Source organism: Streptomyces sp. NPDC088350, assembly GCF_044753545.1.
In the GTDB taxonomy this organism is placed as follows: domain Bacteria; phylum Actinomycetota; class Actinomycetes; order Streptomycetales; family Streptomycetaceae; genus Streptomyces.
Genome location: NZ_JBIVNL010000006.1, coordinates 649,724 through 675,591, shown reverse-complemented (window position 1 = coordinate 675,591; position 25,868 = coordinate 649,724). Strand labels below are relative to the sequence as shown.

The 25,868-nt window shown below is 68.0% G+C and carries 25 protein-coding genes; 15 read left to right on the top strand and 10 right to left on the bottom strand.

Annotation, left to right across the window (positions count from 1 at the left end; translation table 11 throughout):
- Positions 1-2: 2 nt before the first annotated feature.
- Positions 3-821, bottom strand: coding sequence for a hypothetical protein (locus ACIQBL_RS24495; RefSeq protein ID WP_401945020.1), 819 nt, complete (start codon positions 819-821; stop codon positions 3-5).
- Positions 822-1,150: 329 nt separating this feature from the next.
- On the opposite strand from ACIQBL_RS24495, the gene ACIQBL_RS24490 reads away from it, so the two are divergent.
- The 5 genes from ACIQBL_RS24490 (at position 1,151) to cseC (ending at position 5,846) form a co-directional block, all read left to right on the top strand.
- Positions 1,151-2,113, top strand: coding sequence for an A/G-specific adenine glycosylase (locus ACIQBL_RS24490; RefSeq protein ID WP_401945018.1), 963 nt, complete (start codon positions 1,151-1,153; stop codon positions 2,111-2,113).
- A gap of 288 nt (positions 2,114-2,401) precedes the next feature.
- The gene (locus ACIQBL_RS24485) at positions 2,402-2,941 is read left to right on the top strand and encodes a SigE family RNA polymerase sigma factor (RefSeq protein ID WP_019064956.1); all 540 of its coding nucleotides are present in this window, start codon (positions 2,402-2,404) and stop codon (positions 2,939-2,941) included.
- Positions 2,929-3,618: a hypothetical protein gene (locus ACIQBL_RS24480; RefSeq protein WP_401945015.1), complete on the top strand. Its 690-nt coding sequence runs from the start codon at positions 2,929-2,931 to the stop codon at positions 3,616-3,618. The genes ACIQBL_RS24485 and ACIQBL_RS24480 overlap by 13 nt, the downstream gene beginning before the upstream one ends.
- 168 nt (positions 3,619-3,786) lie before the next feature.
- Positions 3,787-4,494: a two-component system response regulator CseB gene (cseB, locus tag ACIQBL_RS24475; protein WP_401945013.1), complete on the top strand. Its 708-nt coding sequence runs from the start codon at positions 3,787-3,789 to the stop codon at positions 4,492-4,494.
- 44 nt (positions 4,495-4,538) lie between these two features.
- Positions 4,539-5,846 carry a two-component system sensor histidine kinase CseC gene (gene cseC / locus ACIQBL_RS24470; RefSeq protein ID WP_401945011.1) on the top strand — a complete coding sequence of 436 codons (1,308 nt, stop codon included), beginning with the start codon at positions 4,539-4,541 and terminating at the stop codon, positions 5,844-5,846.
- A 23-nt stretch (positions 5,847-5,869) separates the two neighbouring features.
- Here cseC and ACIQBL_RS24465 read toward each other — a convergent pair whose 3' ends face one another.
- From ACIQBL_RS24465 to ACIQBL_RS24445, 5 genes are all read right to left on the bottom strand, one after another.
- On the bottom strand, positions 5,870-5,995 hold the full coding sequence (locus ACIQBL_RS24465) for a hypothetical protein (RefSeq protein WP_401945009.1): 126 nt from the start codon (positions 5,993-5,995) through the stop codon (positions 5,870-5,872).
- Positions 5,992-6,840 carry a class I SAM-dependent methyltransferase gene (locus ACIQBL_RS24460; protein ID WP_401945078.1) on the bottom strand — a complete coding sequence of 283 codons (849 nt, stop codon included), beginning with the start codon at positions 6,838-6,840 and terminating at the stop codon, positions 5,992-5,994. The genes ACIQBL_RS24465 and ACIQBL_RS24460 overlap by 4 nt, the downstream gene beginning before the upstream one ends.
- Before the next feature lie 53 nt (positions 6,841-6,893).
- Positions 6,894-7,328 (bottom strand): VOC family protein, encoded by a 435-nt coding sequence (locus tag ACIQBL_RS24455; protein ID WP_401945007.1) that lies wholly within the window; start codon positions 7,326-7,328, stop codon positions 6,894-6,896.
- A complete protein-coding gene (locus tag ACIQBL_RS24450) occupies positions 7,325-7,798 on the bottom strand; it encodes a helix-turn-helix transcriptional regulator (protein ID WP_401945077.1) in 474 nt (157 codons plus the stop codon). Before ACIQBL_RS24450 ends, ACIQBL_RS24455 begins: the two co-directional genes overlap by 4 nt.
- A gap of 508 nt (positions 7,799-8,306) precedes the next feature.
- Entirely contained in the window at positions 8,307-9,929 is a 1,623-nt protein-coding gene (locus ACIQBL_RS24445) for an MDR family MFS transporter (RefSeq protein ID WP_401945006.1), read from the bottom strand.
- 138 nt (positions 9,930-10,067) lie between these two features.
- On the opposite strand from ACIQBL_RS24445, the gene ACIQBL_RS24440 reads away from it, so the two are divergent.
- A complete protein-coding gene (locus ACIQBL_RS24440) occupies positions 10,068-10,664 on the top strand; it encodes a TetR/AcrR family transcriptional regulator (protein WP_401945004.1) in 597 nt (198 codons plus the stop codon).
- Between the two features lie 7 nt (positions 10,665-10,671).
- Here ACIQBL_RS24440 and ACIQBL_RS24435 read toward each other — a convergent pair whose 3' ends face one another.
- On the bottom strand, positions 10,672-11,253 hold the full coding sequence (locus ACIQBL_RS24435) for a M23 family metallopeptidase (protein ID WP_401945003.1): 582 nt from the start codon (positions 11,251-11,253) through the stop codon (positions 10,672-10,674).
- Between the two features lie 389 nt (positions 11,254-11,642).
- On the opposite strand from ACIQBL_RS24435, the gene ACIQBL_RS24430 reads away from it, so the two are divergent.
- Complete coding sequence (locus tag ACIQBL_RS24430) at positions 11,643-14,846, top strand: NACHT domain-containing protein (protein WP_401945001.1); 3,204 nt, start codon at positions 11,643-11,645, stop codon at positions 14,844-14,846.
- On the opposite strand, the gene ACIQBL_RS24425 is transcribed toward ACIQBL_RS24430, so the two are convergent.
- Positions 14,833-15,231 carry an ATP-binding protein gene (locus tag ACIQBL_RS24425; protein ID WP_401945000.1) on the bottom strand — a complete coding sequence of 133 codons (399 nt, stop codon included), beginning with the start codon at positions 15,229-15,231 and terminating at the stop codon, positions 14,833-14,835. The genes ACIQBL_RS24430 and ACIQBL_RS24425 overlap by 14 nt on opposite strands.
- A gap of 323 nt (positions 15,232-15,554) precedes the next feature.
- On the opposite strand from ACIQBL_RS24425, the gene ACIQBL_RS24420 reads away from it, so the two are divergent.
- The 7 genes from ACIQBL_RS24420 to ACIQBL_RS24390 all read left to right on the top strand — a co-directional run bounded on the left by ACIQBL_RS24420 (position 15,555) and on the right by ACIQBL_RS24390 (position 21,710).
- Positions 15,555-16,457 (top strand): helix-turn-helix domain-containing protein, encoded by a 903-nt coding sequence (locus ACIQBL_RS24420; protein WP_401944998.1) that lies wholly within the window; start codon positions 15,555-15,557, stop codon positions 16,455-16,457.
- Positions 16,454-16,648, top strand: coding sequence for a DUF397 domain-containing protein (locus tag ACIQBL_RS24415; RefSeq protein WP_401944996.1), 195 nt, complete (start codon positions 16,454-16,456; stop codon positions 16,646-16,648). The genes ACIQBL_RS24420 and ACIQBL_RS24415 overlap by 4 nt, the downstream gene beginning before the upstream one ends.
- 46 nt (positions 16,649-16,694) lie before the next feature.
- Entirely contained in the window at positions 16,695-17,468 is a 774-nt protein-coding gene (locus ACIQBL_RS24410; protein ID WP_401944994.1) for a DUF1016 N-terminal domain-containing protein, read from the top strand.
- Positions 17,369-17,650 carry a PDDEXK nuclease domain-containing protein gene (locus tag ACIQBL_RS24405; RefSeq protein ID WP_401944992.1) on the top strand — a complete coding sequence of 94 codons (282 nt, stop codon included), beginning with the start codon at positions 17,369-17,371 and terminating at the stop codon, positions 17,648-17,650. Before ACIQBL_RS24410 ends, ACIQBL_RS24405 begins: the two co-directional genes overlap by 100 nt.
- Complete coding sequence (locus ACIQBL_RS24400) at positions 17,647-17,787, top strand: hypothetical protein (RefSeq protein ID WP_401944990.1); 141 nt, start codon at positions 17,647-17,649, stop codon at positions 17,785-17,787. The genes ACIQBL_RS24405 and ACIQBL_RS24400 overlap by 4 nt, the downstream gene beginning before the upstream one ends.
- A 43-nt stretch (positions 17,788-17,830) precedes the next feature.
- Positions 17,831-20,962, top strand: a complete 3,132-nt coding sequence (locus tag ACIQBL_RS24395) for an NACHT domain-containing protein (protein WP_401944989.1) — start codon at positions 17,831-17,833, stop codon at positions 20,960-20,962.
- 118 nt (positions 20,963-21,080) lie between these two features.
- Positions 21,081-21,710: an HAD family acid phosphatase gene (locus tag ACIQBL_RS24390; protein WP_401944987.1), complete on the top strand. Its 630-nt coding sequence runs from the start codon at positions 21,081-21,083 to the stop codon at positions 21,708-21,710.
- Between the two features lie 88 nt (positions 21,711-21,798).
- Here ACIQBL_RS24390 and ACIQBL_RS24385 read toward each other — a convergent pair whose 3' ends face one another.
- On the bottom strand, positions 21,799-24,327 hold the full coding sequence (locus ACIQBL_RS24385) for an ATP-dependent Clp protease ATP-binding subunit (protein ID WP_401944985.1): 2,529 nt from the start codon (positions 24,325-24,327) through the stop codon (positions 21,799-21,801).
- 441 nt (positions 24,328-24,768) lie between these two features.
- Here ACIQBL_RS24385 and ACIQBL_RS24380 point away from each other — a divergent pair, with 441 nt between their 5' ends.
- A complete protein-coding gene (locus ACIQBL_RS24380; RefSeq protein WP_401944982.1) occupies positions 24,769-25,386 on the top strand; it encodes an SCO3374 family protein in 618 nt (205 codons plus the stop codon).
- Here ACIQBL_RS24380 and ACIQBL_RS24375 read toward each other — a convergent pair.
- The gene (locus tag ACIQBL_RS24375; RefSeq protein ID WP_401944980.1) at positions 25,365-25,700 is read right to left on the bottom strand and encodes an Lsr2 family protein; all 336 of its coding nucleotides are present in this window, start codon (positions 25,698-25,700) and stop codon (positions 25,365-25,367) included. The genes ACIQBL_RS24380 and ACIQBL_RS24375 overlap by 22 nt on opposite strands.
- Positions 25,701-25,868 lie beyond the last annotated feature (168 nt).

Below are 25,868 nucleotides of genomic sequence, written 5' to 3'. Positions count from 1 at the left end.
AATCAGTCACTCGCGAGAACGAACGAGATCTGCGCCTTGGCGAACCCGGAAGCCTGAGCCTCCACCAGATACGTCCCGGCCCCGGCCGAACCAGCCGCCGGAGTAGCGCACTCGGGCGCACTCGGCTTGCGATCCCACTTCAACGTGTAGGCAACGCTGCTCCCCGCGGAGACCCGGTAGTACACACTCCCGGCACTCTTCGGACAGTCGGCCGACGACCAGTAGTCGGACGTACCCCCCGCCTCAGTGATCGTCAACACCGCGCTCTTGGGCCCGAGATCAACCTTGCAGTCACTACTGGAGGAGTTCTTGGCGGTCAGCACAAAAGTAGGCGTCTGATCCGGCGAATACGAGTTGTGAAGACTCCGGAGACTCAACTGCACAGCACTGGCGGTGCAGTTGGGAAGGGCGGAATCGGCCGGCACCGTAGTCCCCGTACTACTCCCGCCACCACCACCGTTTGCCCCACCACTGGACCCACCGACCCCGCCACTGCCACCGTCACCGGACCCGGCACTGGACCCACCGGAACCAGACCCGGAGCCCCCGCCACTTGAGCCACCCGCTCCGCTCGACTCATCACGGCCGCCGGGGTGTTGACTGATGGCGGGACCCGAACCCGACGGCCCGGCAGTGATCGTGGGAGCGGGCGTCTTACCGTTCTTCGCCCCGTCCGCACCGTTCTTGCCGCCCCCGCCACCCGACGTGACGATCCAGGTGATCAGCAGCGCCAGCAGGGCGACCACGGACACCATGAGGACCCTCCGTCGCCAATAGATGGAGGAGGGAAGCGGCCCGACCGGATTGCGCAGAGATCCCACGGCGCAAACTGTACGAGAGATCGGCGAGTTACCTCGCCCCACCCGCCGCCCCAGCCCCAACTTTTCCGGATCATCATCCCGGTAAGGGAGTTGTGCGGCGGGCACCCCAGCGGACAGTCGACCGCGTACGGCGGCAAGGGGCCGTGTCGGGGGGAGTCCGCCCGCAGCGGTTGGCGCGTCAACACGAGCACGTTGGCAGGAGACCGATTCCGCGCCGTTCCGAGGACGGACACCCCCCGGCGCGGCCCCGACCCACCACCGAACCGAGGGCGCACCACCCACGCACCCGCACCCGCCGACCCGCCCGCACATGGCAGGATCGGAGGCCCATGACTGCGCCCACGAAACCCCCGCACAGCACGTCCGCCACCAGCACGCCGGACGGAACCGCACCAGCCGGAGCCCACCTCCACACCCCCGTCATCGACTGGTTCGAGGACAACGCCCGCGACCTCCCCTGGCGCCACCCCGAGGCCGGCCCCTGGGGCGTGATGGTCAGCGAGTTCATGCTCCAGCAGACCCCGGTGAACCGAGTCCTCCCTGTATACGAACAGTGGCTCGCCCGCTGGCCCCGCCCCGCCGACCTCGCCGAGGACGCCCCCGGCGATGCGGTCCGCGCCTGGGGCCGCCTCGGCTACCCCCGCCGCGCCCTCCGCCTGCACGGCGCCGCCACCGCCATAACGGAACGGCACGGCGGCGACGTCCCCACCGACCACGCCCAACTCCTCGCCCTGCCCGGCATCGGCGAGTACACGGCCGCCGCCGTCGCGTCCTTCGCCTACGGCCAGCGCCACGCCGTACTGGACACCAACGTCCGCCGCGTGTTCGCGCGCGCGGTCACCGGCGTCCAGTACCCCCCGAACGCCACCACCGCCGCCGAACGCAAACTGGCCCGCGCTCTCCTCCCCCAGGACGAGCAGACCGCCGCCCGCTGGGCAGCGGCCTCCATGGAACTGGGCGCACTCGTCTGCACGGCGAAGAACGAAACCTGCCACCGCTGCCCGATCAGCGCCCAGTGCGCGTGGAACCTGGCGGGCAAGCCGGACCACGAGGGCCCGGCCCGCCGCGCCCAGACCTACGCCGGCACGGACCGCCAGGTCCGCGGCAAACTCCTCGCCGTACTCCGCGAAGCAACAGCGGACACCCCCGTCCCCCAGTCCGTACTCGACCGCGTCTGGCACGAGCCGGTACAGCGGGCGAGGGCCCTGGACGGCCTCGTGGCGGACGGCCTCGTAGAGCCCCTCCCGAACGGCCTGTACCGACTCCCCACCGCCCCCGCCCCCCGCACCTGACACACGGTCACTTCACAGACAGCGGCCCGCCCCACAGCCAACTCCCCACTCCCACAACACTCCCGCACAGCCCAAAACGCCCCAAACCCACCCCAACAACCCCGCCCCCTTACCCCGAACCTACTTCCGTTACACAACCGACGGACAGCCGAGTGCTCTCCGCAGGCTGGTCCGCACAGTGCCGTGACAACCCCTCCGTAGCTTCATTCCTGTGCCGCAGACCGGCGGGACACAACAGAGAACAACCGGCAGCAGGCGGGTCGGAAACGGGGATGGAGGCGGTTGATCATGGCGCAGGGCGAGGTGCTCGAATTCGAGGAGTACGTCCGTACCCGACAGGACGCGCTGCTGCGGAGCGCCCGCCGGCTGGTGCCGGACCCGGTCGACGCCCAGGACCTGCTCCAGACCGCGCTCGTACGGACGTACGGCCGCTGGGAGACCATCGAGGACAAGCGCCTCGCGGACGCGTATCTGCGCCGCGTCATGATCAACACGCGGACCGAGTGGTGGCGGGCCCGCAAGCTCGAAGAGGTCCCCACCGAGCAGCTGCCGGACGCGAGCGTCGACGACGCGACCGAACAGCACGCGGACAGGGCGCTTCTTATGGACATCATGAAAGTTCTCGCACCGAAACAGCGCAGTGTTGTCGTCCTGCGACACTGGGAGCAGATGTCCACAGAAGAGACGGCCGCGGCCCTGGGCATGTCGGCCGGTACGGTCAAGAGCACGCTGCACCGGGCGCTCGCCCGGCTCCGGGAGGAGCTGGAGGCCCGCGACCTGGACGCACGCGCGCTGGAGCGTGAGGAGCGGGAGCGTTGCGCGGCCTGAGCGACGACACCCCTGGACCCGGGCTGATCGACGTCCCCGGGCCCAACAGGGTGCGCGGGAGCCTGGAGGCGGCGTTCACGGCGATGGCCGTGCTCGCCGCCCTCGCCCTTTTGGTGTCCGGCTGCGGCACCGGCGGCACCGGCGCCCGTGACGAGGGCCCGGCGCACTCCGACTCGGTGGCGGGCGTCGCCGAGGCACCGACCCCCTCGCCCTCCAAGACCGTCGACGACCATGTGGACGCGGTCAAGCTCGTCATGGACGACCCGAAGGTCTCCTCGGCGGTCAAGCACGAGCTGAAGCCGTGTGTCGCCGACGAGTACGCGGTCGACGTGTCGTACGGCGTACTGACCGGCGGCACGGTCAACGACGTCGTCGTGAACGTGATGACCTGCGGCGACGCGGTCGGCATCGGCTCGTACGTGTATCGCGCGACGGCCGGGACGTACGAGAATGTGTTCAAGGCCGAGGAACCCCCGGTCTACGCGGAGATAGACCGCGGCGATCTGGTCGTCACCAAGCAGGTGTACGAGAAGGGCGACCCGGTGTCGAGTCCCTCCGGTGAGAACGTGATCACGTACCGCTGGACCGCGGACCGTTTCGTGCAGGAGTACAGCACCCACAACGAGTACAGCAACGCGGTCGGGGGCGACGCCTCACCCGCCCCGAGCGGAAACTGACCGGAACCGACTGACCGGAACGGACTGGCCGGAACCGACCAGAACTCGATTCGATCGGGCGAGGACAGAACCGATCGGACCGCCCGATCCGATCCTTCAGTGAACGCGGACGCCGCTTCGGGCGTCCCATGCTTGAGAACGACCCACACGAGGACTGAGAGCACCGGGATGGCAGACCAGACCCACGTCCTGTTCGTCGAGGACGACGACGTCATCCGCGAGGCCACCCAACTCGCCCTGGAGCGGGACGGCTTCGCGGTCACGGCGATGCCCGACGGGCTGTCGGGCCTGGAGGCGTTCCGGGCGAACCGCCCCGACATCGCGCTCCTCGACGTCATGGTCCCCGGCCTGGACGGCGTCAGCCTGTGCCGCCGTATCCGCGACGACTCGACCGTTCCGGTGATCATGCTGTCGGCGCGCGCGGACTCGATCGACGTGGTGCTGGGCCTGGAGGCCGGCGCCGACGACTACGTCACCAAGCCCTTCGACGGCGCCGTCCTGGTCGCCCGCATCCGCGCGGTGCTGCGCCGCTTCGGCCACGCGAGCGGCAACGACCGTACGGCGGACGCGGAGGCGGCCCCGGTCGACGGCGGGGTGCTCACCTTCGGCGATCTGGAGATCGACACCGAGGGCATGGAGGTGCTCAAGGCGGGGCAGCCGGTGGCGCTGACGCCGACCGAGATGCGGCTGCTCCTGGAGTTCTCCTCGGCGCCGGGCACGGTGCTGTCCCGTGACAAGCTGCTGGAGCGGGTGTGGGACTACGGCTGGGGCGGTGACACCCGGGTCGTGGACGTCCATGTGCAGCGGCTGCGGACGAAGATCGGCCAGGACCGGATCGAGACGGTCCGCGGCTTCGGCTACAAGTTGAAGGCCTGAGCAGGGGTATGCGGGGGAAATCACAGCGCAGGGTCCCGTCGTTCATGGACAGGGCGGGCATCCGTACGGGCCTGAGATGGAAGCTCAGCGCGGCCATCGCGCTGGTCGGCACGCTGGTCGCGATCGCGCTCAGCCTGGTCGTGCACAACGCGGCCCGGGTCTCGATGCTGGACAACGCGCGCGACCTCGCGGACGAGCGCGTCCAGATCGCCCAGCGCAACTACGAGCTGTCCGGGCGGCCGAACTTCCCCAGCATCAAGATCGACGACCCGAGGCTGCCGCCGGCGCTGCGCGAGAAGGTCGCGGAGGGCCGCCGGGCCACCTACGTCACCGACCGGCCGCACGGCGTACCGGACATCTGGGCGGCCGTACCGCTGAAGGACGGCCATGTGATGTCCCTGCACACCGGGTTCACCGACCGCAGCACGGACATCCTCAAGGACCTCGACCAGGCCCTGGTGATCGGCTCGATCGCGGCCGTGCTCGGCGGCAGCGCGCTCGGCGTCCTGATCGGCGGCCAGCTCTCGCGCCGGCTGCGCAAGGCCGCCGCCGCGGCCAACCAGGTCGCCAAGGGCGAGACGGACGTACGGGTGCGGGACGCGATCGGCGGGGTCGTACGGGACGAGACCGACGACCTCGCGCGCGCCGTGGACGCGATGACGGACGCGCTGCAACAGCGGCTCGAAGCCGAACGCCGGGTCACCGCGGACATCGCGCACGAACTGCGCACCCCGGTGACGGGCCTGCTGACCGCGGCCGAACTCCTCCCACCGGGCCGCCCCACGGAGCTGGTCCTGGACCGCGCGAAGGCGATGCGCACGCTGGTCGAGGACGTCCTGGAGGTCGCCCGGCTCGACGGGGCGTCCGAGCGGGCCGAGTTGCAGGACCTCATGCTCGGCGAGTTCGTGAGCCGCCGGGTGATGGCGAAGGACCCGGACGCGGTGGTGCACGTCGTGCACGAGTCGGTGGTCACCACGGACCCGCGCCGCCTGGAGCGCGTGCTGTTCAACCTGCTGGCCAACGCGGCGCGGCACGGCAAGCCGCCGATCGAGGTCTCCGTCGAGGGCCGGGTCATCCGGGTCCGCGACCACGGCCCCGGCTTCCCCGAGGAACTCCTCGCGGAGGGCCCGAGCCGCTTCCGCACCGGCAGCAAGGACCGCGCGGGCCACGGCCACGGCCTCGGCCTGACCATCGCGGCCGGCCAGGCCCGCGTCCTCGGCGCCCGCCTGACCTTCCGCAACGTACGGCCCGCGGGCGCGCCGGACCACATCCCGTCGGAGGGCGCGGTCGCCGTGCTGTGGCTGCCGGAACACGCGCCGACGAGCACGGGCAGCTATCCGCTGCTGCCGTAGGACTTTCCGATGGTGCGGCAGGACTATCCGGTGCTGCCGTAGGACTTGCCGGTGCTCCCGCAGGGCCGCCCGCGCGGGAGCGAGCCGGGGTCAGGGTCCGGGTCCGGGTCCGGGTGGGGGTCGGAGTCGGAGTCGGAGTCGGACCTCACGTACTGGCCACCATGACCTCCTCCCCCCGGGACGGCCCCGTCCCCTCTCCCCACCCCGCGAAGTAGCGCCCCGCGAGATCCGCGGCCGACACATGCCGCACCTCCCGGAACCCGCACTCACGCCCCAGCTCCAGCACCTGCTCCGGGGTGAAGAAGCTCAGGAACGGTGTGCCCGCGGCACGAGCGCCGCGCACGGCGACCTCCAACTGGGCGCGCTGCTCAGGCTCCACGTCGTCCACGGGCCGCAGGAACGTGGTCACCAGGGTGGAGCCCGGAGCGAGCCCGGCGACCAGGCGGAACATGCTGGTGATCGCGTCCAGGGTGAGATACATGGTGACGCCGGTGGCGGCCACCACGGCGGGCCGCTCCGCGTCGAACCCGGCGGCGGCCAGCTGCCCCCACCAGTCCCCCTCGAAGTCCACCGGAACGAACCGCAGCCAGTCCGGCAGCGCGTACCCCAGCTCGGTCAGCCGCCGCCGCTTCCAGGCCTGTGTGCCGGGCTGCTCGACCTCGAACACCCGGAGTTCCGCGCCCAGTTCGGGCCGCCGCTGAGCGAAGGTGTCGAGTCCGGCGCCAAGGATGACGTATTGCCCCACCCCTCTCCCGGCCTGCTCCACCACCACGTCCTCGACGAAGCGGGCCCGCGCGACGATCGACGCGCGGATACGGCGGGTGGCGTCGACGTCCATGTCGGGACGCTCCCGCCAGCCGTCCCCCGGGTCCACGAGCCGCAGCCCGACCTCGTCCTCGATGACATGCGGCGGCGGATCCGCCTGGACATGCAGGGCCCGCCACAGGGCGACCCGCACCGCCGTGTGATCCGGCTCGGTCTCGCTCTCCGTCACGGTCTCGGTCTCCCCTTCCAACTCCTGGCTCATCCGATGACCCGTCCGATGACTCATCCGAAGTCCTTGGAGAAGTCGAGTTCCTCGCTGCGCTCGGTCAGCGAGTACCAATTGCCGCTGTCGTCACGGAAGATCGCCTCGATGCCGTACGGCCGCTCCTTCGGCTCCTGGAGGAACTCGACGCCGCGCGCCTTGAAGGTGGCGTAGTCACCGCGGCAGTCGTCCGTACTGAACGCCCCGGCACCCAGCACCCCCTTGCTGACCAGCTTCTTCAACGCCTCGGCGGACTCGGGGTCGAGCCCCGGACCGTCCAGGCTCATCAGCGTGAGCGCGACGCCCGGCTGGTTCTTGGCGCCCACGGTGACCCACTTCATGTCACCCATCGCGATGTCGTCGCGGACCTCGAAGTCCAGTTTCTCGGTGAAGAAGGCCTTGCTGCGCTGTTGGTCGAAGGTCCACACGGTGGTGATGCCCAGCCCCTGGATCATGGCTCCGCACTCCTGTCGGACGAGGTGGTGATGGCTTCCTGCTCCTCACCGTAGGCAGGCCGGGCCTCGCGACGCTTCTTCAAAGTTGCGGCGGGGAAACCGCCGGCCCAGAGCATCGCGTAGCACCCGGGAATGAGCGCGGCCCCACGTCCCACATGCTTGGCCCGGTACTCACTCGGCGTCAGCCCGGTCCGCTCCTTGAAGCGCGCCGAGAAGGTACCGAGACTGCTGAAACCGACCAGATGGCAGATCTCCGTCACCGAGAGATCGGCACTACGCAGCATCTCCTCGGCCCGCTCGATACGGCGATGCGTGAGGTACTGGCCGGGCGTCTCCCCGTACGCCTCCTTGAACGCCCGAATGAAGTGGTACCGCGAATAACCGGCATGCGCGGCCACCGCAACCAGATCGAGCTCCGGCTCGGCCCAGTCCCGGTCCATGGCGTCTTTGCCAAGCCGCAACTGCCGCATTTTGTCCATACGCCCGATGGTGACACGGCCCACTGACATCGACACCGGGCCGATGACACCAGCACCGGCCGATCGCTCGGGCGGCTGCGGGGGTTGGGGGCAGGGGGTAGGAGTCCGGCCGGCCTGGCGCTCCCGGACTTGGGGACACCGGTGCGACCACCCCCGGCCTCTCCAGCACTTGTCGAAACCGGCTCCGGCAATCAGCCCGCCGCGCCACTTGCCGACACCGGCCCAACCAAGCCACCCACTCCGGCACTTCTCGATACCGGCCAGCTCATTTCATCCCATCCGGGACTTCTCGACACCACCCGCTCATGTCAACCCGCCCGGCACTTCCCCACCCCGGCCCACTAATTTCAGCCCGTCCGGCGTTTGAGGACGAGGCCCCTTCAGGGCCGATCGGGGGCCTGGGGGCGGAGCCCCCAGCAACGGACCCGCAGCCGAACACACAAAGAAGGCCCCCCGTGGCGGACACCAACCGGGGGACCTTCAGCTCACCGCAAGCAGATCAGACGGCCTCGACAACCGACACCGGCGCCACCGCATCCGAGCCCGAGCCCGAGTCCGCGCCCGAACCCTCACCAGGCTTAGGCGCAGCCGCCCCCGCCCCCGCCCCCTTCAGCGGAACCTCCTTGACGAACACCGCCGCCACCAACGCGACCACAGCGATCACCGCCCCCAGCAGGAACGCGGAGTGCACCCCCGCCGACACCGCGTGCTGATACGCCTCACGAGCCACCGCCGGCAACTTCGCCAAGCTCTTCGCGTCCAACTGCGCGGACCCCTCGGTCACCTTGGAACCCAGCGCCCCGGCCCGCTGAGCCATGACGTCCTGGACCCGGTGGTTGAACAGCGCCCCCATGATGGCGACACCGAACGAGGACCCGAGCGTGCGGGACAACGTACTCGTGGACGACGCGACGCCCATGTCCTTCATCTCGACGCTGTTCTGCGCGACCAGCATGGTGATCTGCATCAGACAGCCCATGCCGAGCCCGACAACAGCCATGAACACACCGGACATGAAGCGCGAGGTCCCGGTGTCCATGGTCGACAGCAGATACAGCCCGACAACCATCAGAACGCTGCCGACGACCGGAAACACCTTGTACCTACCGGTGTTGGTGGTCACCCGCCCCGCGACCATCGAGGTCACGAGCATCGCGCCGAGCATCGGCAGCAGCAACAGCCCCGAGTTGGTCGCGGACGCACCCTGCACGGACTGCTGGTACAGCGGCAGGAACAGCGTCGCGCCGAACATGACGAACCCGGTGACGAAGCCGATGACCGCCATCAGGCTGAAGTTGCGGCTGCGGAAGATGTGCAGCGGTACGACCGGCTCGACGGCCTTGGTCTGCCAGAACACGAACCCGACCAGCGCGGCCACACCGAGCCCGATCAGCTCCATGATCCGCACGGAGGTCCAGGCGTACTGCGAGCCGCCCCACGTGGTGACGAGCACGATGGAGGTGATGCCGACGGTCAGCAGTCCGGCACCCAGGTAGTCGATCCGCGCCTCCGACCGCTTCTTCGGGAGGTGCAGTACGACACTGATCGCGGCCAGCGCGATCACACCGAGCGGCAGGTTGATGTAGAAGGACCAGCGCCAGCCCCAGTTGTCGGTGATGGTGCCGCCGACCAGCGGTCCGCCGATCATCGCGAGCGCCATGACGCCGGCCATCATGCCCTGGTACTTGCCCCGCTCACGCGGCGGGATGAGGTCGCCGATGATCGCCATGACACCGACCATCAGACCGCCGGCGCCGAGACCCTGGATGGCCCGGAAGCCGATCAGCTGCCCCATGTTCTGCGCCATGCCGCTCAGCGCGGAACCGGCGAGGAAGATCACGATCGAGGTCATGAAGGCGCCCTTGCGCCCGTACATGTCACCGAGCTTGCCCCAGAGCGGGGTGGAGCTGGCGGTCGCGAGCGTGTACGCGGTCACGACCCACGACAGATGCTCCAGCCCGCCCAGCTCACCGACGATCGTCGGCATCGCCGTACCCACGATCATGTTGTCGAGCATCGCGAGCATCATGGTGATCATCAGGGCGAGCAGAACGACCCGCACACTCCTGGGCTGTTTCTCGGTCTCCTCCGGCCCGGTGTCGACCGTCTGTGTGTCCGCCATCGTTCCCACTCCCCTAGATACCGCTGGATACCGCTACCGTCCGGCCACTTACTTGCCGCCCGGCTAGTTGACTACACTCAGGGAAAGTAGACCCGTAACTAGCCGGGCGTCAAGTAAGTTTGCTGGAGCATGAAACGGATGGGCGGCACCATGGACGGCACCAAGCGGCAACGTCGCGGAGACACCCGCCAGCGCATCCAGGACGTCGCGCTCGAACTCTTCGCCGGGCAGGGCTACGAGAAGACCTCGCTGCGCGAGATCGCCGAGCACCTGGACGTCACGAAGGCGGCGCTCTACTACCACTTCAAGACCAAGGAAGAGATCCTCGTCAGCATCTTCGAGGACCTGACGAAGCCGATCGAGGACCTCATCGAGTGGGGCCGCGAGCAGCCGCACACCCTGGAGACCAAGCAGGAGATCGTACGGCGCTACGCCGTCGCGCTCGACGGAGCGACCCCGCTGTTCCGCTTCATGCAGGAGAACCAGGCGACGGTACGGGACCTGCGCATCGGCGAGCGCTTCAAGGAGCGCATGCGCGGCCTGCGGGAGATCATGATCGACCCCGAGTCGGACCTGGTCGACCAGGTCCGCTCGCTCAGCGCGATCTTCACGCTGCACGCCGGCATGTTCGCCGTACAGGACCTCGAAGGCGACCCCGAGGACAAGCGCAGGGCCGTCCTGGAGGTCGCCACCGACATGATCACGCAGGCCCACGCGGGCACGAAGGCCCCGTAGAGACGGCTCAGACAGCCACACCCTTGCCGCGCAGGAAGGCGACCGGGTCTATCGCCGAGCCGTAGTCGGCGGTCGTACGGATCTCGAAGTGCAGGTGCGGGCCGCTGGAGTTGCCGGTGTTGCCGGACAGGGCGATGCGCTGACCGGTGCTGACGACCTGGCCGACCTTCACGTCGATGCGCGAGAGGTGGGCGTACTGCGAGTAGGTGCCGTTGCCGTGCTTGATGACGATGGCGTTGCCGTACGCGGCGCCGTCACCGGCACCGTTGCCGCCGGCCTTGACGACGGTCCCGCCGTGCGCGGCCACGACCTGGGTACCGCTGGCCACGGCGAAGTCCTGCCCGCTGTGGGTGGACTGCCACATGCCGCCGGCCTGCGCGAAGCTCGCGGACAGCGTGTACTTCTTCACCGGGTCGACCCAGGAGGCGGCGGTCTTGGCGCTGACCGCCTTCGGCGCGACGGTCGTGGAGGCGGCGCTCGCGACCCCGGTGCCCAGTACGGCGGTGGCTCCCAGTCCTACGGCCAGGACGGCCACCCGGGTGCGAAGTGAGGACGTACGGGAAGAACGGGACGTGGCGCGCTGGAACATCGGAACCTCACGGGGACGGGGACAGAAAAGTCACCCGGCACGCGTACGGCCACCGGATGACACGTTCATTGGTAACCCCCGACCCCACGGACGCCCAAACCGCCCTTCTACGACGGAAGCTAGTACTTCACCACAAAACTTCCGGCTCCTTGACAGGGCACCCGTTCGGCATGAACCGCCCAGCGGACGGCAGAACAACCCCATCGATTCCGCGCAAAAAGTCCCTTTTACCCCAACCCGAAACCGCCACTACCTCCCCTAGTAGGGGCCGAATCGCCTGTGCGGCTTGTCACCGGCCGGGGCGATCGCCGGTTCGGGGAATGCGACCGGGACTACCCTGGGCAAGCTGCGGCGGCATCGGTTTCGGGGGACTTCGGGGGAGGCGAGGCATGGACCCGTCAATGCTCGGTACGAAGCTGGCCTCCAGCCTCGTCGCGCCACTGGTACGCAAGCTGTTCGTGTCCGAGGGACCGGGGGCCGGGCTGGTGGAACGACCGGTGCGGCTGTCCGCGCTGGTGTCCTTCACGGGCGAGAAGCGGACCCTCGGCGAGAAGGAGTTACGCAGACTCGTCCGCGAACTGGTGGACCGCGCGGCCTGCGAAACACGCGAGGCGCCCTTGGACACGACCGAGCTGGAGGCCGTGACCGATGCTCTCGAAGTAACCCTGCACGCCCTGGGCGACCTGGACCTCGACGACGTCCAGGCCGTACGGCTGGGTCACGAGAAGCTGGTCATCGAGCTGTACACACAGGCCAAGGGGCCCGAACTCGTACGATTCCTCAGCGCGGACTCCGTGTCCCTGTACTCCCGGCTCCTGGACAGCGCCTGTCTCCACATCCTGCACTTCTTCACCCAGCGGTCGGCCTTCGTGGCCCGCACCCTCGTCGCGCAGAGTCGGCAACTCGACGAGCTGATCACCCGCACCGACCTCCTCGTCGAGCGCCTGACGTCCCGCACGACACAGGACGCGGACTTCGAGGAGCGCTACACGCGGTACATCGCGTCGAAGCACAGCAGCCTGACCATCTACGGCATCGATCTCAACGAGTCCCGCGACTGGCCCCTGGACACGGCATACCTGAGCCTGGAGGCGACCCGGGACGCCGAGCACCAGGCCATACCGGACCGGGCGCTCTCGGCCGCCGGAGACGCGGAGGTCACGCTCTCTGAGCGCTGGCTGCCGCCCGCCCCGCAACCCGTGGAACAGGCGCTGGCCGGAAACGAGCGCGTCCTGCTGCGCGGGGTCGCCGGCTCCGGCAAGACCACGCTCGTCCAGTGGCTCGCCGTCACCACCGCCCGCCAGGAACAGCTCACCGGTCAACTCGCCCACCTGATGGGCCGGTTGCCGTTCGTCCTCTCGCTGCGCACCCTCACCCGGGGCGGCGCCCGGCTGCCCGTCGCCGGGGACTTCCTGCGCGCGGTGGGCTGCCCACTGGCCGGCTCCCAGCCGTTCGGCTGGGCGGACCGTGTGCTCACGGCAGGGCGCGGGCTCCTGCTGGTCGACGGTATCGACGAGGTCCCCGAACAGGAACGGGCCCGCACCCGACGCTGGCTCGCCGACCTCCTCACGGCCTTCCCGGGAAACCTGTGGCTGGTCACCTCGCGCCCCTCCGCCGTACGCACCGACTGGCTCGGCGGCGATGACTTCACCGAACTGACCCTGTCCCCCATGAGCCGCGACAACATCGCGGTCTTCGTCCGCCGCTGGCACGAGGCGGCGGGCGCTGACCCGGCGATGGCCGACGCGCTGCTGGCCGCCACCCGCACCAAACAAGACCTAGGCCGCCTAGCCACCAACCCCCTGATGTGCGCCCTGATCTGCGCCCTGCATCGCGAACGCCGAGGCTTCCTGCCTCGCGGTCGCAAGGCCCTCTACGACGCCGCCCTGTCCATGCTCCTGGAACGCCGGGACCGCGAACGCGAGTTGACCGTCAACCTCGACGAGGAGTCCCAGGTCGAGCTGTTGCAACGCCTCGCGTACTGGCTGATCCGCAACGGCCGCGCCGAAATGGACCACACGGACGCCCTCAACCAACTGGAACGACTGCTGCCTTCCATGCCGTACGTCGCCGCCCAGGGCTCGGCAGAGGAGATCCTGCGCCAACTCCTCGTCCGCTCAGGCCTGTTGCGCGAACCGGCGGCCGGGACGGTGGACTTCGTGCATCGCACGTTCCAGGACTATCTGGGCGCGCGGGCGGCGGTGGAGGAGCGGGACTTCGATGTACTGGTCGAGCATGCGCATCTGGATCAGTGGGAGGACGTCGTCCGGATGGCTGTGGCTCATGCTCGGCCGGATGAACGGGCGCGGATTTTACGGGGGTTGATGGAGCGAGGGGATCGGGAGGAGGAGTTTCGGGGGCGGCTTCACCTGCTGGCGATGGCCTGTCTGGAACACGCGGCGAAGCTGGATCCTGAGGTACGGAACGAGGTGGAGCGCAGGGCGGCGGAACTGATTCCGCCGCGCAATTACCGGGAAGCGCGAGCTCTCGCCGAACTCGGCTCCATCGTCCTCGAACTCCTCCCTGGCCCTGCTGACGTCCAGGACGAGTCAGAGGCATCCGCTGTCGTGCACACAGCCGGGCTGATCGGTGGAGACGCGGCGCTGACCTGCCTCGTGCGATACCGGGAGCACGAGAGCCAAATGGTGGCCACAGCGCTCGGCAAGTATTGGGACCGGTTCGACACCGCTGCCTACGCGGAGGAGATCATCCGTCGGCTGGGTGAACATCCAAGGGCCACCATCACAGTGCGGACGCTGCAGCAACTGACAGCACTCAGCCTTATGGGAGGCCATGACCGCGTGGACATCGAGGGGGACTTCACAGAAGGCCAGATCCTCGAGGCTCTCGGTGAAAGCCGCTTGACATCCCTGAGCCTCGTACACAACGGCATTGTGGACGACCTGGGATTCCTCACCCGCTTCGAGGACTTGAGCAGCCTTCGGGTGGTGAGCTGCACGAACATCGCCGCTCTGGGACCGCTCTCCTCCCTTCCCCTGGAATCGCTCGTCATCGGCTTCCTCCCCCAGTTGAAAGACCTGACCGCGCTGCGCCGATTCACCCGGCTGCACACGCTGAGTCTGGGTTCAGATGCTCCATGGCCCGGCCTGGACGTCATATCCCCGGAGGCGCCGCTCGCGTGCCTCTTCATGCCTGCGAAGGCCGCGGGGCTGTCAGCACTCACGCGATTTCCGTCCCTGCGGCAGCTTGGACTGGGCTTGGAGCCCACGCTCACGCACGACGACTTCCAGGCCATCGCGAGGCTCAGAAATCTCCGCATCCTGAGCCTGAGTGCCAGAGAACTGACCGAGCTGTCCACTGTCGGCATCACACTGGACCAGGTCACGTACTTGGGGCTGGTTAACCAGAGCGAAACCGTCGACCTGCGCATGGCTGTCGCAGCGTTCCCATCCATGACCCGTCTCTCCGCGTATTTGATCGAGATGCTCGATCTCGCTCCCTTGGCAGCACACCCTCACCTCCAACACGTGGAGATCGGCTCAGCACGGGTCATCCGCAACGCCGACGCCCTGCCCGAGTCGATCATCCTGGACGCCCCCGGCCATGGAACCCGCAAGATCACGGGCACTTGAGCCCGGCGGCCAGCCAGAACCACACTCCCTTGCTTCCTCCGTCGGCCCGGGTCACCCCGAACCCGTCGGCCAGCGAGGCGACGAGCAGCAGACCCCGCCCGCACTCGGCATCCCCGCCGACCCGCCCCCGTGGGGTCGGCGGCACGGGACTCCTGTCGTAGACAGCGACACGAACACCCGCCGCCTCGATGGTGGTTCTGAGGTGGACCTCACCCTGGACATGCTGGTGAACATTGGTCACCAGCTCCGAGGTGCACAGGGCGGCCGTGTCGGCAACATCCCCGAACCCGAGGGTCTCCAGGGTGGACCGCACGAAGTCCCGGCAGACCTTGGGTGAGGTCACGGCGGCAGGGGTGAACAAGGTGTACGTGAGCGGAAGTTTCATGAGTGAACGCCTCCAGGGCGCAGAGCAGCCGAGCACAGGACGTGGATCTCGAAACGCTCATCGACGGACGCCGCCCGCGGTGTCTCTACTGCCCCCATGGGAACGGGCGCGCCCGTTACGGCCCGTGAATCCGGCGGTGCGCTTCCACGAAGCAGCGTGCGTGCGCGTACATCGACGGCGAGGCTTCCGGCATCTCTGCGTGAGTGTCGCCGAACTCAAGGTAGCGAATAGTGGGTTACTTGTTCAACCCAAAAGGCAACCCCGGTGGACCTTCACGTCGCCACAGAGGCAGACTGACCCCCACCCGCGAAGGAGAGAGTCCGTTGGCACTGCGAAACACACCGACCGAGCGCCAGCTACGACTCGGCGCAGAGCTTCGGAAGTTGCGCGAGGCTGGTGGGCTGACCGTAAACGAGGCCGGAGACGTCATCGGCATGGGCCGCGTGCACCTGACCCATGTAGAGAACGGCCGCACCGCGATCTCCGCCGAGCGCATCCGCACGCTCTGCCGAACCTATGGGGTCACTAGTTCAACCTATACGGAAGCTCTGGTGAACCTGGCTGAGGCGTCAGGCAAGGGATGGTGGAGCGACTACAGGCGCCAACTTCCGGCCTCGGCACTCGACTTGGCCGAACTTGAAACAGAGGCCACATGCCTGCGGTCGTACGAGTCGCTGTTCCTGCCGGGGCTCTTCCAAGTGAAGGGCTACACGCACGCCATCTTCGAGGCCAGCGACGCAGTGAGCACCGACGAGGAGATCGAGGCGGCTGTCCGTTTCCGCAACGAGCGCCAGCGGATTCTCACCGGCGACCGACCACCCGAGGTCCACGCGGTCATCCACGAGGCCGCACTCCATATGCGCTTCGGCGGCGCCGACATCATGCACCAACAGCTCCTACACCTCGTCGAACTCGCCGAACTCCCCTACGTAACGATCCAGATCATGCCCTTCACAGCAGTGGCGGTGTCCGCGCTCACCACACCGTTCTGCCACCTCACCTCACACAACGGCGCCCTAGAGACCGTACTGATGGAGCACCCGGCACGCTCGGCCTACCTGCACGGGGAAGACGAAGTGGCCAAGTACCGCCATCAGTTCGCCCGCCTCAGCGATGCCGCGCTGCCCGCCATCGACGCGGCCGTCATCCCCGTCAGGCACGCGGCTCGGGACTCCCTGGGCCTCGTCCAGCACATTCTGTACACCCTTCAGGGAGCATCAGCATGACCCTCACCTGGCAGAAGTCCTCCTTCAGCGGCGACCAGGCCAACTGCCTCCACCTCGCCGCATCCCGCCCCACCGGCCCCCTCCACCTATGCGAAAGCGATACCCCCGACACGATCCTCACCACCACCCCCACCGCCCTGGCCGCCCTCATACGAACCCTCGCCCCAAACTCCCACGTTCGGATGACCTGACACTGTTCGACCCCGAACAAAGATCATCCTGCGCAAGCCTCACTCCATGCACAAGAACACCAAGGCGTCCGAAGCGGCCGTCCCCGCCCAGCTGGGCTCCCTGCCGTCCTGGTACGACGGCCTCCTCGGCGAGGTCAGGGAGACGGTCGCCGGCGCACGCCTGCGCGCGCAGCGGGCCGTGAAAATCGAACTCGTCGGGGTGTACTGGCAGATCGGCAAGCTGATCCTCGCCCGCCAGGAACACGAGGGCTGGGGCACCAAGGTCGCAGGAAGGCTGGCGGCGGACCTGAAGGCGACCTTCCCGAACCAGCGCGGCTTCTCCCGCCGCAACCTGATCTACATGCAGAAGATGGCCCGCGCCTGGCCGGAGCCAATCGTGCAACAGCCCGTTGCCCAATTGCCCTGGGGCCACGTCACCGTCCTCATGGACAAGCTCGAAGCCCGTTCCGAGATGGACTTCTACACCACCGAAGCCGTCCGCAACGGCTGGCCCCGTGCCCTCCTGGACCGCTTCATCCACCAGAGCCTGCACCTCGCCCAGGGCGCCGCCGCCACCAACTTCGAGGTGACCGTCCCCGACGACTCCGCGGTCCTCAAGGAGCTTGCCCGGGACCCGTACCGTCTCGACTTCCTCGGCCTCGACGAGCACGAACTCGAAGAAGCGATCGTCGCCAAACATGGTCCGCTTCCTCACCGAACTGGGCGTGGGTTTCGCCTTCGTTGGCCGCGAGTACCCCGGTCCTCGTCGGCGGCGAGGAGTACTGCATCGACCTGCTCTTTTACCACCTCAAACTGCACCGCTACTTCCTCTTCGAGCTGAAGACGAAGGAGGTATGCCCCGAACACGCCGGCAAGCTCAACTTCTACGTGCGCGTGGTCGACCAGATGGTGCGCTACTTACAGCGCGGCGACAGCACGATCGGCTTCCTCATCGGAAGCCGCCACAACAAGGCCGCGGTTTTCAGCTTGCCCTGGACGCCAGCGCCAACCCGTTGGCCGTGACGAACTACTCGACGCTCTCGCCCGCCGACCGCGAACTCGTTCCCACGGAAAAGGACTTGTCCCGCATCGTCCAGGACGCCATCGATCATGTCGGCCACCGGGATACGGCCCCCGAACCGGACGACGGGCTACGCTGAACGGCGTTCGGGCAGGAGAACACAGCAAGTCACGGGGAGTGTTATGGAACCGACTGCTGTAGGCGTCAAGTTGGCGTCGAGTGTGGTCACGCCGCTCGTCAGGAAGCTGTTCGTCGCCGAGGGGCCTGGTGCGGGGCTCGTGGACAAGCCCGTCCGTATCTCGGGTTATGTCTCCTTCAAGGGCGAGAAACACACCGTCACCCACCCCGACCTGCAGAAACTCTCCGCCGAGCTGGTCCGCCGCGCCCTGAAGAGCGGCGAGCGCCCCATCCCCACCGAGGACGAGGAAGCCGTCGCCCACGCCCTTGCTGACACCCTCCACGCCCTCGGCGACCTCATCATGACGGACGTCCAGGCGGTGGAGCTCGGGCACGAGTTCCTGGCCGCGAACCTCCGCTCGGCGAGCGGCAGTCCGGACCGGGACCTCTCCCTCGACGCGAGCCTCTTCTACGGCAGCCTGCTCACCACGGCCTGCCTGCACATCCTGCATTTCTTCACCCAGCGCTCCACCTTCGTGGCCCGCACCCTCGTCGAGCAGACCCGCCGCCAGCGCGAACTCATAGCGAAGATCGACGAGTTGATCGCCCGCACCCCGCCCACCGGCGGCACCGACCCCGCCTTCGAGCAGCGCTACCTCGCCTACGTCGCCACCAAGCACAGCCAGTTGACGATCTACGGCATCGACCTGGCCAACACCCCCGACCGCTGGCCCCTGGACGCCGCCTACCTCAGCCTCCAGGCCCTGGGCCCCGCCGAGGACGACGACACGACCGGCCCCGGCGGACTGCGGATCGCCTCCGCCGCGGCCACGCTGCCAGCTGAACAGGCCCTCGCGGAACACGACTTGGTGCTGTTGCGCGGGGTGGCCGGCTCGGGCAAGACGACACTCGTCCAGTGGCTCGCGGTGACCGCGGCCCGCGGCGAGCGCGGCAACCGCATCCCCTTCGTCCTCCCTCTGCGCACCCTCGTCCGCCGTCCCGACGGTCTCCCCGCACCGGACGCCTTCCTGGCCGCCGTACGCGTCCCCTTCCACGCCACCCAGCCCACCGGCTGGACAGACCGGGTCCTCACCGCCCGCCGCGGCCTACTCCTCGTCGACGGCATCGACGAGATCCCCGAGCGCGAACGGGAACGCACCCGCCGCTGGCTGCGCGACCTCCTCGACGTCTACCCCGGCAACCAGTGGCTGGTCACCTCCCGCCCCTCCGCCGTACGTGAGGACTGGCTCACTCCGGACGGCTTCTCAGAACTGGCACTCACCCCCATGAGCCGGGACGACGTGACCGCGTTCGTGTCCCGCTGGCACACGGCGGCCCGCACAGACGCACCGGAAGCGGACCGCGACCGCCTCGACGACTACGAACACACCCTCCTCGACGCCGTCCAGACCAAGCCCGACCTCGGCCGCCTCGCCACCAACCCTCTGATGTGCGGCCTGATCTGCGCCCTGCACCGCGACCGACGCGGCTATCTCCCGCACGGCCGACAGGAGTTGTACGACGCTGCCCTGTCGATGCTGCTCTCCCGCCGCGACGAGGAACGCGACATGTGCACCCGGGGCGGCCTCGACGACGACGGCGTCCACCTCAGCGAACTCCCCCAGATCCAGCTGCTCCAGCGCCTCGCATACTGGCTGATCCGCAACAACCAGTCCGAGATGGACCGCGACCGCGCCGAGCGCATCATCGCCGACGTACTCCCGTCACTCCCGGCAGCCGCCTCCCAGGGCGACGCGACCACGATCCTCCGCCACCTCCTCATACGCAGCGGCCTGCTCCGCGAACCCACGGTCGGCACGGTCGAGTTCGTCCACCGCACCTTCCAGGACTACCTCGGCGCCAAGGCCGCAGTGGAGGACGGCGACTTCGGGCTGCTGGTGCGGGGAGCGGCGGACGAACAGTGGGCGGACATCTTCCGGATGGCGGTGGCGCATGCACGTCCGCGTGAACGGGCTGAGCTGTTACGGGACTTGAGCGAGTCGGCCGGGCGCCTTGAGGGGGCGGCGAGCGCCCGCGTGCGACTCCTCGCCCTCGCGTCCCTGGAACACGCGACACAACTCGACCCGACCATCCGGGCAGCCGTCGAACAGAACGCGGCCACGCTCATCCCACCCCGAACGACCGAGGAGGCCCGTGCCCTCGCCTCGGTAGGCCCGCTCGCGCTGGAGCTGCTGCCCGGGCCGGAAGGGCTGAGCGACGCGGAGGCGCGGGCAGTGGTCATCGCGGCATCGCTGATCGGAACGGAGGCCGCGCTGCCGGTGCTGGCGCGGTTCCGGTCGCATTCGGCCGTGGATGTCCGCGCCCAACTCACCTGGACCTGGCACCGGTTCCCCACTCGACGGTACGCCGAGCAGGTCATCGCCCATCTACCCGAGGACGGCCTTTTCTTCACCGCTCACTCGGTGGACCACCTGCGCATCCTGGGCGAGTTCGGAGGCCGGCGAGGGGTCCAGCTGGTCGGCGACATCGCCCCGTCCGAACTCGACTCCCGAACCGTGACCGAGCTCGTCATCCGCAACAACAAGGGCCTGAGGGACCTGTCTGGTCTCTCGCCCCTTCACCGGCTCACTTATCTGGACATCAGTCAGTGTCCGGGGGTAGACAACCTCACCCCTATCACCCACCTTCCGCTGTCTCGGCTGTCGCTAGATGCCATGCCCGGTCTCGAACGGCCAGGTGTCCTATCCGTGCTCTCCCACTCGACAACCTTGGACAAGCTCGACCTCGGGCCGACCCTGCAAGCCGACTCCCTCGACGAGGCTCTCCCCACAGATGCACCGCTGCGTTATCTACGCTTCGCCAAGGACGCACTCGTACACACCGGCCTGCGCGGCTTGCACCACATCCGGTCGCTCAAAGAACTGAGCCTGGCCACCGACCTGTCGGTAAGCCTGACCGCCGAGGACTACGAGGAGGTCGCCCGCCTCCCCGAACTCGAGAAACTGCGCTTCAACTGGCAGATGGCCGACTGGAAAAGCTCGCCGCTGCCCGGCATCACCGGCCTGCGTCTCAACAACTTCACCGGTACCGAGGACATTTCGAGCGTCCCGACCCTGTTCCCGAACCTTCGTACGATAGTGATCGTCCTCGCCCCGGACACCTTCGATGTACCGGAACGCGTCCTCGCCCAGTTCCCCTTCACCCCCGCCGTCACCAAGGTCTACAGCGTCGTGTGACGCACCTCTCCAGCTGAACTACTACCCAGTAACCTTAAAGTTCCTCTCACGCAACCCTCGCCCAGGAACATCCCCGGACGGTTAGCAACGCACGGATCCCGCGAGAGGACCCCCACACATGACGACAGGCACCTGGACGCGCCGCACCGGCATAACCGTCATCGCCGTGACGGCGATCGCGGCGATGACGGTTCCGGCCAACGCCCGGGCCGTGACGGCCACGAGCACCTCCAGCGTCGCCACCGCCACCGAAGACGTCGACTACGCCACCTGGCAGGCGGACTGCCAGACGGTGATGAACCAGGCGCTGCCCTACCTGAAGAAGCGGATCGCCAGCACCGAGCCGGGCGAGAAGCAGGCGATCGTCTTCGACATAGACAACACCACCCTGGAGACCGACTTCGGCTTCAGCTGGCCGCAACCCGCCAACAAGCCGGTGCTCGCGGTCGCCAAGTACGCCCAGGAGCACGGCGTTTCGCTGTTCTTCGTCACGGCCCGCCTGGGGATCATCTACCTGCCCACCGAGTACAACCTCGAAGTCGCGGGCTACGACGTCTCCGGTCTCCGAGTCCGCAACCTGTTCGACCTATTCAAGGACGTCGCCGCCTACAAGACCGCCCAGCGGGCCAACATCGAGTCCAAGGGCTACACGATCATCGCGAACATCGGCAACAGCGCCACCGACCTATCGGGCGGCCACTCCGAGAAGACGTACAAGCTCCCGGACTACGACGGCCAGCTGTCGTAGCCACCAGCCCGCGTACAGGCATGCAGAAGGGGCCGGTGCCCAAAAGCACCGACCCCTTTCCCAGCCGTAAAGCCCAAACCGCTGAGCCTTACGCCTCCTTGCTCAAATTCGGACCCGCCCCACCAGCAGCGGCATCCTCGATCGGCGGCACATCGGGAAGCGCCGACTTCTCCTCACCCCGGAAGGTGAAGGTCTTCGCCTCGCCCTCGCCCTCGACGTCCACGACCACGATGTGACCGGGGCGCAGCTCGCCGAAGAGGATCTTCTCCGACAGCGTGTCCTCGATCTCGCGCTGGATCGTGCGACGCAGCGGACGCGCGCCCAGCACCGGGTCGTAACCCTTCTTGGACAGCAGTTCCTTCGCGGCCGAGGAGAGCTCGATGCCCATGTCCCGGTCCTTGAGGCGCTCGTCGACCTTGCCGACCATGAGGTCGACGATCTGGAGGATGTCCTCCTGGGTGAGCTGCGGGAAGACGACCACGTCGTCCACGCGGTTGAGGAACTCGGGGCGGAAGTGCTGCTTGAGCTCGTCCGAGACCTTGTTCTTCATGCGCTCGTAGTTGGACTTCGTGTCACCCGTGGCCGCGAAGCCCAGGTTGAAGCCCTTGGAGATGTCCCGCGTGCCGAGGTTGGTCGTCATGATGATGACCGTGTTCTTGAAGTCCACGACCCGGCCCTGGGAGTCGGTCAGGCGACCGTCCTCCAGGATCTGCAGCAGCGAGTTGAAGATGTCCGGGTGGGCCTTCTCGACCTCGTCGAAGAGGACCACCGAGAACGGCTTGCGCCGCACCTTCTCCGTCAGCTGGCCGCCCTCTTCGTAGCCCACGTATCCGGGGGGCGAACCGAAGAGACGCGAGACCGTGTGCTTCTCGCTGAACTCCGACATGTCGAGGGAGATCAGCGCGTCCTCGTCACCGAAGAGGAACTCCGCCAGAGCCTTCGACAGCTCCGTCTTACCGACACCGGACGGGCCCGCGAAGATGAACGAACCACCGGGGCGCTTCGGGTCCTTGAGGCCCGCACGCGTACGACGGATCGCCTTCGAGAGCGCCTTGACGGCGTCCTTCTGGCCGATGACCCGCTTGTGGAGCTCGTCCTCCATGCGGAGGAGTCGGGAGGACTCCTCTTCCGTGAGCTTGAAGACCGGGATGCCGGTGGCGGTCGCGAGAACCTCGGCGATCAGCTCGCCGTCGACCTCGGCGACGACGTCCATGTCGCCGGCCTTCCACTCCTTCTCCCGCTTGGCCTTGGCGGCCAGGAGCTGCTTCTCCTTGTCGCGGAGGGAGGCGGCCTTCTCGAAGTCCTGCGAGTCGATCGCGGACTCCTTGTCGCGGCGGACGCCGGCGATCTTCTCGTCGAACTCGCGCAGGTCCGGCGGCGCGGTCATCCGGCGGATGCGCATCCGGGAGCCGGCCTCGTCGATCAGGTCGATCGCCTTGTCCGGCAGGAAGCGGTCCGAGATGTACCGGTCGGCCAGCGTGGCGGCCTGCACGAGGGCCTCGTCCGTGATGGAGACACGGTGGTGCGCCTCGTAGCGGTCGCGCAGACCCTTGAGGATCTCGATGGTGTGCGGCAGGGACGGCTCCGCGACCTGGATCGGCTGGAAGCGGCGCTCAAGAGCGGCGTCCTTCTCCAGGTGCTTGCGGTACTCGTCCAGCGTGGTGGCGCCGATGGTCTGCAGCTCACCGCGGGCCAGCATCGGCTTCAGGATCGAAGCGGCGTCGATGGCGCCCTCGGCGGCACCCGCACCGACCAGCGTGTGCAGCTCGTCGATGAACAGGATGATGTCGCCGCGGGTGCGGATCTCCTTGAGGACCTTCTTCAGGCGCTCCTCGAAGTCACCGCGGTAGCGGGAGCCGGCGACCAGCGCGCCGAGGTCCAGGGTGTAGAGGTGCTTGTCCTTGAGGGTCTCGGGCACCTCGCCCTTGACGATGGCCTGCGCGAGGCCCTCGACGACGGCGGTCTTGCCGACGCCGGGCTCACCGATCAGGACCGGGTTGTTCTTGGTGCGGCGGGACAGCACCTGCATGACCCGCTCGATCTCCTTCTCGCGCCCGATGACCGGGTCGAGCTTGGACTCACGAGCGGCCTGGGTGAGGTTCCGGCCGAACTGGTCGAGGACCAGGGACGTCGAGGGGGTGCCCTCCGCAGGGCCGCCGGCGGTGGCGGTCTCCTTGCCCTGGTAACCGGAGAGCAGCTGGATCACCTGCTGCCGCACACGGTTGAGATCAGCGCCCAGCTTGACCAGGACCTGGGCGGCGACGCCCTCGCCCTCACGGATCAGGCCGAGCAGGATGTGCTCCGTGCCGATGTAGTTGTGGCCCAGCTGAAGGGCCTCGCGGAGCGACAGCTCCAGGACCTTCTTGGCACGAGGGGTGAAGGGGATGTGCCCGGACGGGGCCTGCTGCCCCTGCCCGATGATCTCCTCCACCTGCTGGCGGACCGCCTCGAGCGAAATCCCGAGGCTCTCCAGGGCCTTAGCGGCGACACCCTCACCCTCGTGGATGAGACCCAGGAGGATGTGCTCGGTGCCGATGTAGTTGTGGTTGAGCATCCGGGCTTCTTCCTGAGCCAGGACGACAACCCGCCGCGCGCGGTCGGTGAACCTCTCGAACATCGTTAATCGCTCCTCAGAGCGGTCAGGCAGTAAGGGGACGCTCCCCTCCCTGTCCTTCCGCAGCTTAGTCCCGCAAGCGGGGACCGCTCATTCCAACTGCCGACACCGGACCGAGAACCAACACTGCCTCCTGAACCCGAACGCCGACATCTGCTCCAACCTGATGGTGCGAGACGATGTTCCCGCAGGCCAGGCAGTTACCCTCACCATGAGTACGCCGATGGCGAACGTGAGACGCCCTTTTCTGCGTGTCGCCCCCTCCCACTAGGGATGTCTTACCCGTTCGCACTGACACTCCATGCCGAGCGCACCGGTTCCCTCCGCTACGGGCGAACAACCTTGCGCCGCCCAGCACCCCCGAACGCCCCCATTTCCCGCACCCAGCGCATTCACCGGACCACCCAGCGTAACTCCCGGCCCGCTTCGGCGGTTGCTCTTGGCATGGTTGGCACAGTCCCCCCTCTCACCACGGTCCCGCTCCCCCGTCGCCCGCCCGATCCGGACGACCGGCAGCGGCTCTGGTACGAGAACGAACTGGGGTGGCGCACGGTGCCCGGAGAGCCGCTACGGCTCGTCACGGGCCTGCGTTTCGACGTCCTGGACGTGCCGCTCGAAGCCGGCGTCGCGGCGCTGTGGCGGCTGGGTCCCGACTCTCCGGTGGCCGTACGGGGCGACCGGATGCGGCTGCTGGTGGCCGCGGGCGCCGCGGAGGAGCTGCCGGGGCTGCTGGACTGGCTGGAGTGGGGCGCGCTGGCGCCGGAGCTGGATCTGCTGGCGCTCGGCGAGGGCGGGCGCATGGAGGCGCCGCCAGTCCCCGGCGCGGGGCCCGCGAAGGGCCAGCCGCTTCCCGCGGGCCGCTCGGGTCCCTTGCAGGGGGCCGCCGTATGGCTGCGGCCCCCCGAGCCGGGGTGCGAGGTCGAGGCCTCGCTGCCGACACTGTCGGCCCTGGGGAGCGTTGAGGGCGCCCCTGATCTCGTACGACTTGTGGACACGGTGGCGACTCAATGCCACCGGATACGACTGCGGCGCTTGTGCGCTCAGCCGTTGGCCTTCTCGTAGGCCTCGCGAATGGCCGCGGGAACACGGCCGCGGTCGTTCACGTCGTGGCCGTTCTCCTTGGCCCACGCGCGGATCTGCGCGGTGTCCTGGCTGCCGCCGGAAGCGACGCGCACCTTTCCGCGGCCACCCGAAGCACGGCCACCGGTACGGCGTCCGCCCTTCACGTAAGCCTCGAGAAGGCCCCGGAGCTTGTCCGCATTCGCGGTGGTGAGATCGATCTCGTACGTCTTGCCGTCCAACGCGAACGTCACTGTCTCGTCCGCCTCGCCGCCGTCGAGGTCGTCGACAAGAAGGACCTGAACCTTCTGTGCCACCGGATTTCCTTTCATCGATATCTTGCGGGCCTGGGGTCTGCGGCGTCCGCCGTTTCGCCGTCCCCTGTTATATGCAGTACTGCAGTACGTCGGAAAGCAAACCGCTTTTGCTGGAAAAACACAAACCCCTGGGAGAGACCGGCCGACCTCGCCGGTCCGGAAAGATGC

Bases quoted from the DNA above. Each gene is read 5' to 3' on its own strand.
- ACIQBL_RS24430 (WP_401945001.1), top strand. From the start codon at position 11,643: ATGGACCCGTCAATGCTCGGTACGAAGCTGGCCTCCAGCCTCGTCGCG.
- ACIQBL_RS24395 (WP_401944989.1), top strand. From the start codon at position 17,831: ATGGAACCGACTGCTGTAGGCGTCAAGTTGGCGTCGAGTGTGGTCACG.
- ACIQBL_RS24485 (WP_019064956.1), top strand. From the start codon at position 2,402: ATGGCGCAGGGCGAGGTGCTCGAATTCGAGGAGTACGTCCGTACCCGA.
- ACIQBL_RS24385 (WP_401944985.1), bottom strand. From the start codon at position 24,327: ATGTTCGAGAGGTTCACCGACCGCGCGCGGCGGGTTGTCGTCCTGGCT.
- ACIQBL_RS24410 (WP_401944994.1), top strand. From the start codon at position 16,695: ATGCACAAGAACACCAAGGCGTCCGAAGCGGCCGTCCCCGCCCAGCTG.
- cseB (WP_401945013.1), top strand. From the start codon at position 3,787: ATGGCAGACCAGACCCACGTCCTGTTCGTCGAGGACGACGACGTCATC.
- ACIQBL_RS24390 (WP_401944987.1), top strand. From the start codon at position 21,081: ATGACGACAGGCACCTGGACGCGCCGCACCGGCATAACCGTCATCGCC.
- ACIQBL_RS24425 (WP_401945000.1), bottom strand. From the start codon at position 15,231: ATGAAACTTCCGCTCACGTACACCTTGTTCACCCCTGCCGCCGTGACC.
- ACIQBL_RS24435 (WP_401945003.1), bottom strand. From the start codon at position 11,253: ATGTTCCAGCGCGCCACGTCCCGTTCTTCCCGTACGTCCTCACTTCGC.
- ACIQBL_RS24440 (WP_401945004.1), top strand. From the start codon at position 10,068: ATGGGCGGCACCATGGACGGCACCAAGCGGCAACGTCGCGGAGACACC.
- ACIQBL_RS24415 (WP_401944996.1), top strand. From the start codon at position 16,454: ATGACCCTCACCTGGCAGAAGTCCTCCTTCAGCGGCGACCAGGCCAAC.
- ACIQBL_RS24490 (WP_401945018.1), top strand. From the start codon at position 1,151: ATGACTGCGCCCACGAAACCCCCGCACAGCACGTCCGCCACCAGCACG.
- ACIQBL_RS24380 (WP_401944982.1), top strand. From the start codon at position 24,769: ATGGTTGGCACAGTCCCCCCTCTCACCACGGTCCCGCTCCCCCGTCGC.
- ACIQBL_RS24455 (WP_401945007.1), bottom strand. From the start codon at position 7,328: ATGATCCAGGGGCTGGGCATCACCACCGTGTGGACCTTCGACCAACAG.
- ACIQBL_RS24445 (WP_401945006.1), bottom strand. From the start codon at position 9,929: ATGGCGGACACACAGACGGTCGACACCGGGCCGGAGGAGACCGAGAAA.
- ACIQBL_RS24450 (WP_401945077.1), bottom strand. From the start codon at position 7,798: ATGCGGCAGTTGCGGCTTGGCAAAGACGCCATGGACCGGGACTGGGCC.
- cseC (WP_401945011.1), top strand. From the start codon at position 4,539: ATGGACAGGGCGGGCATCCGTACGGGCCTGAGATGGAAGCTCAGCGCG.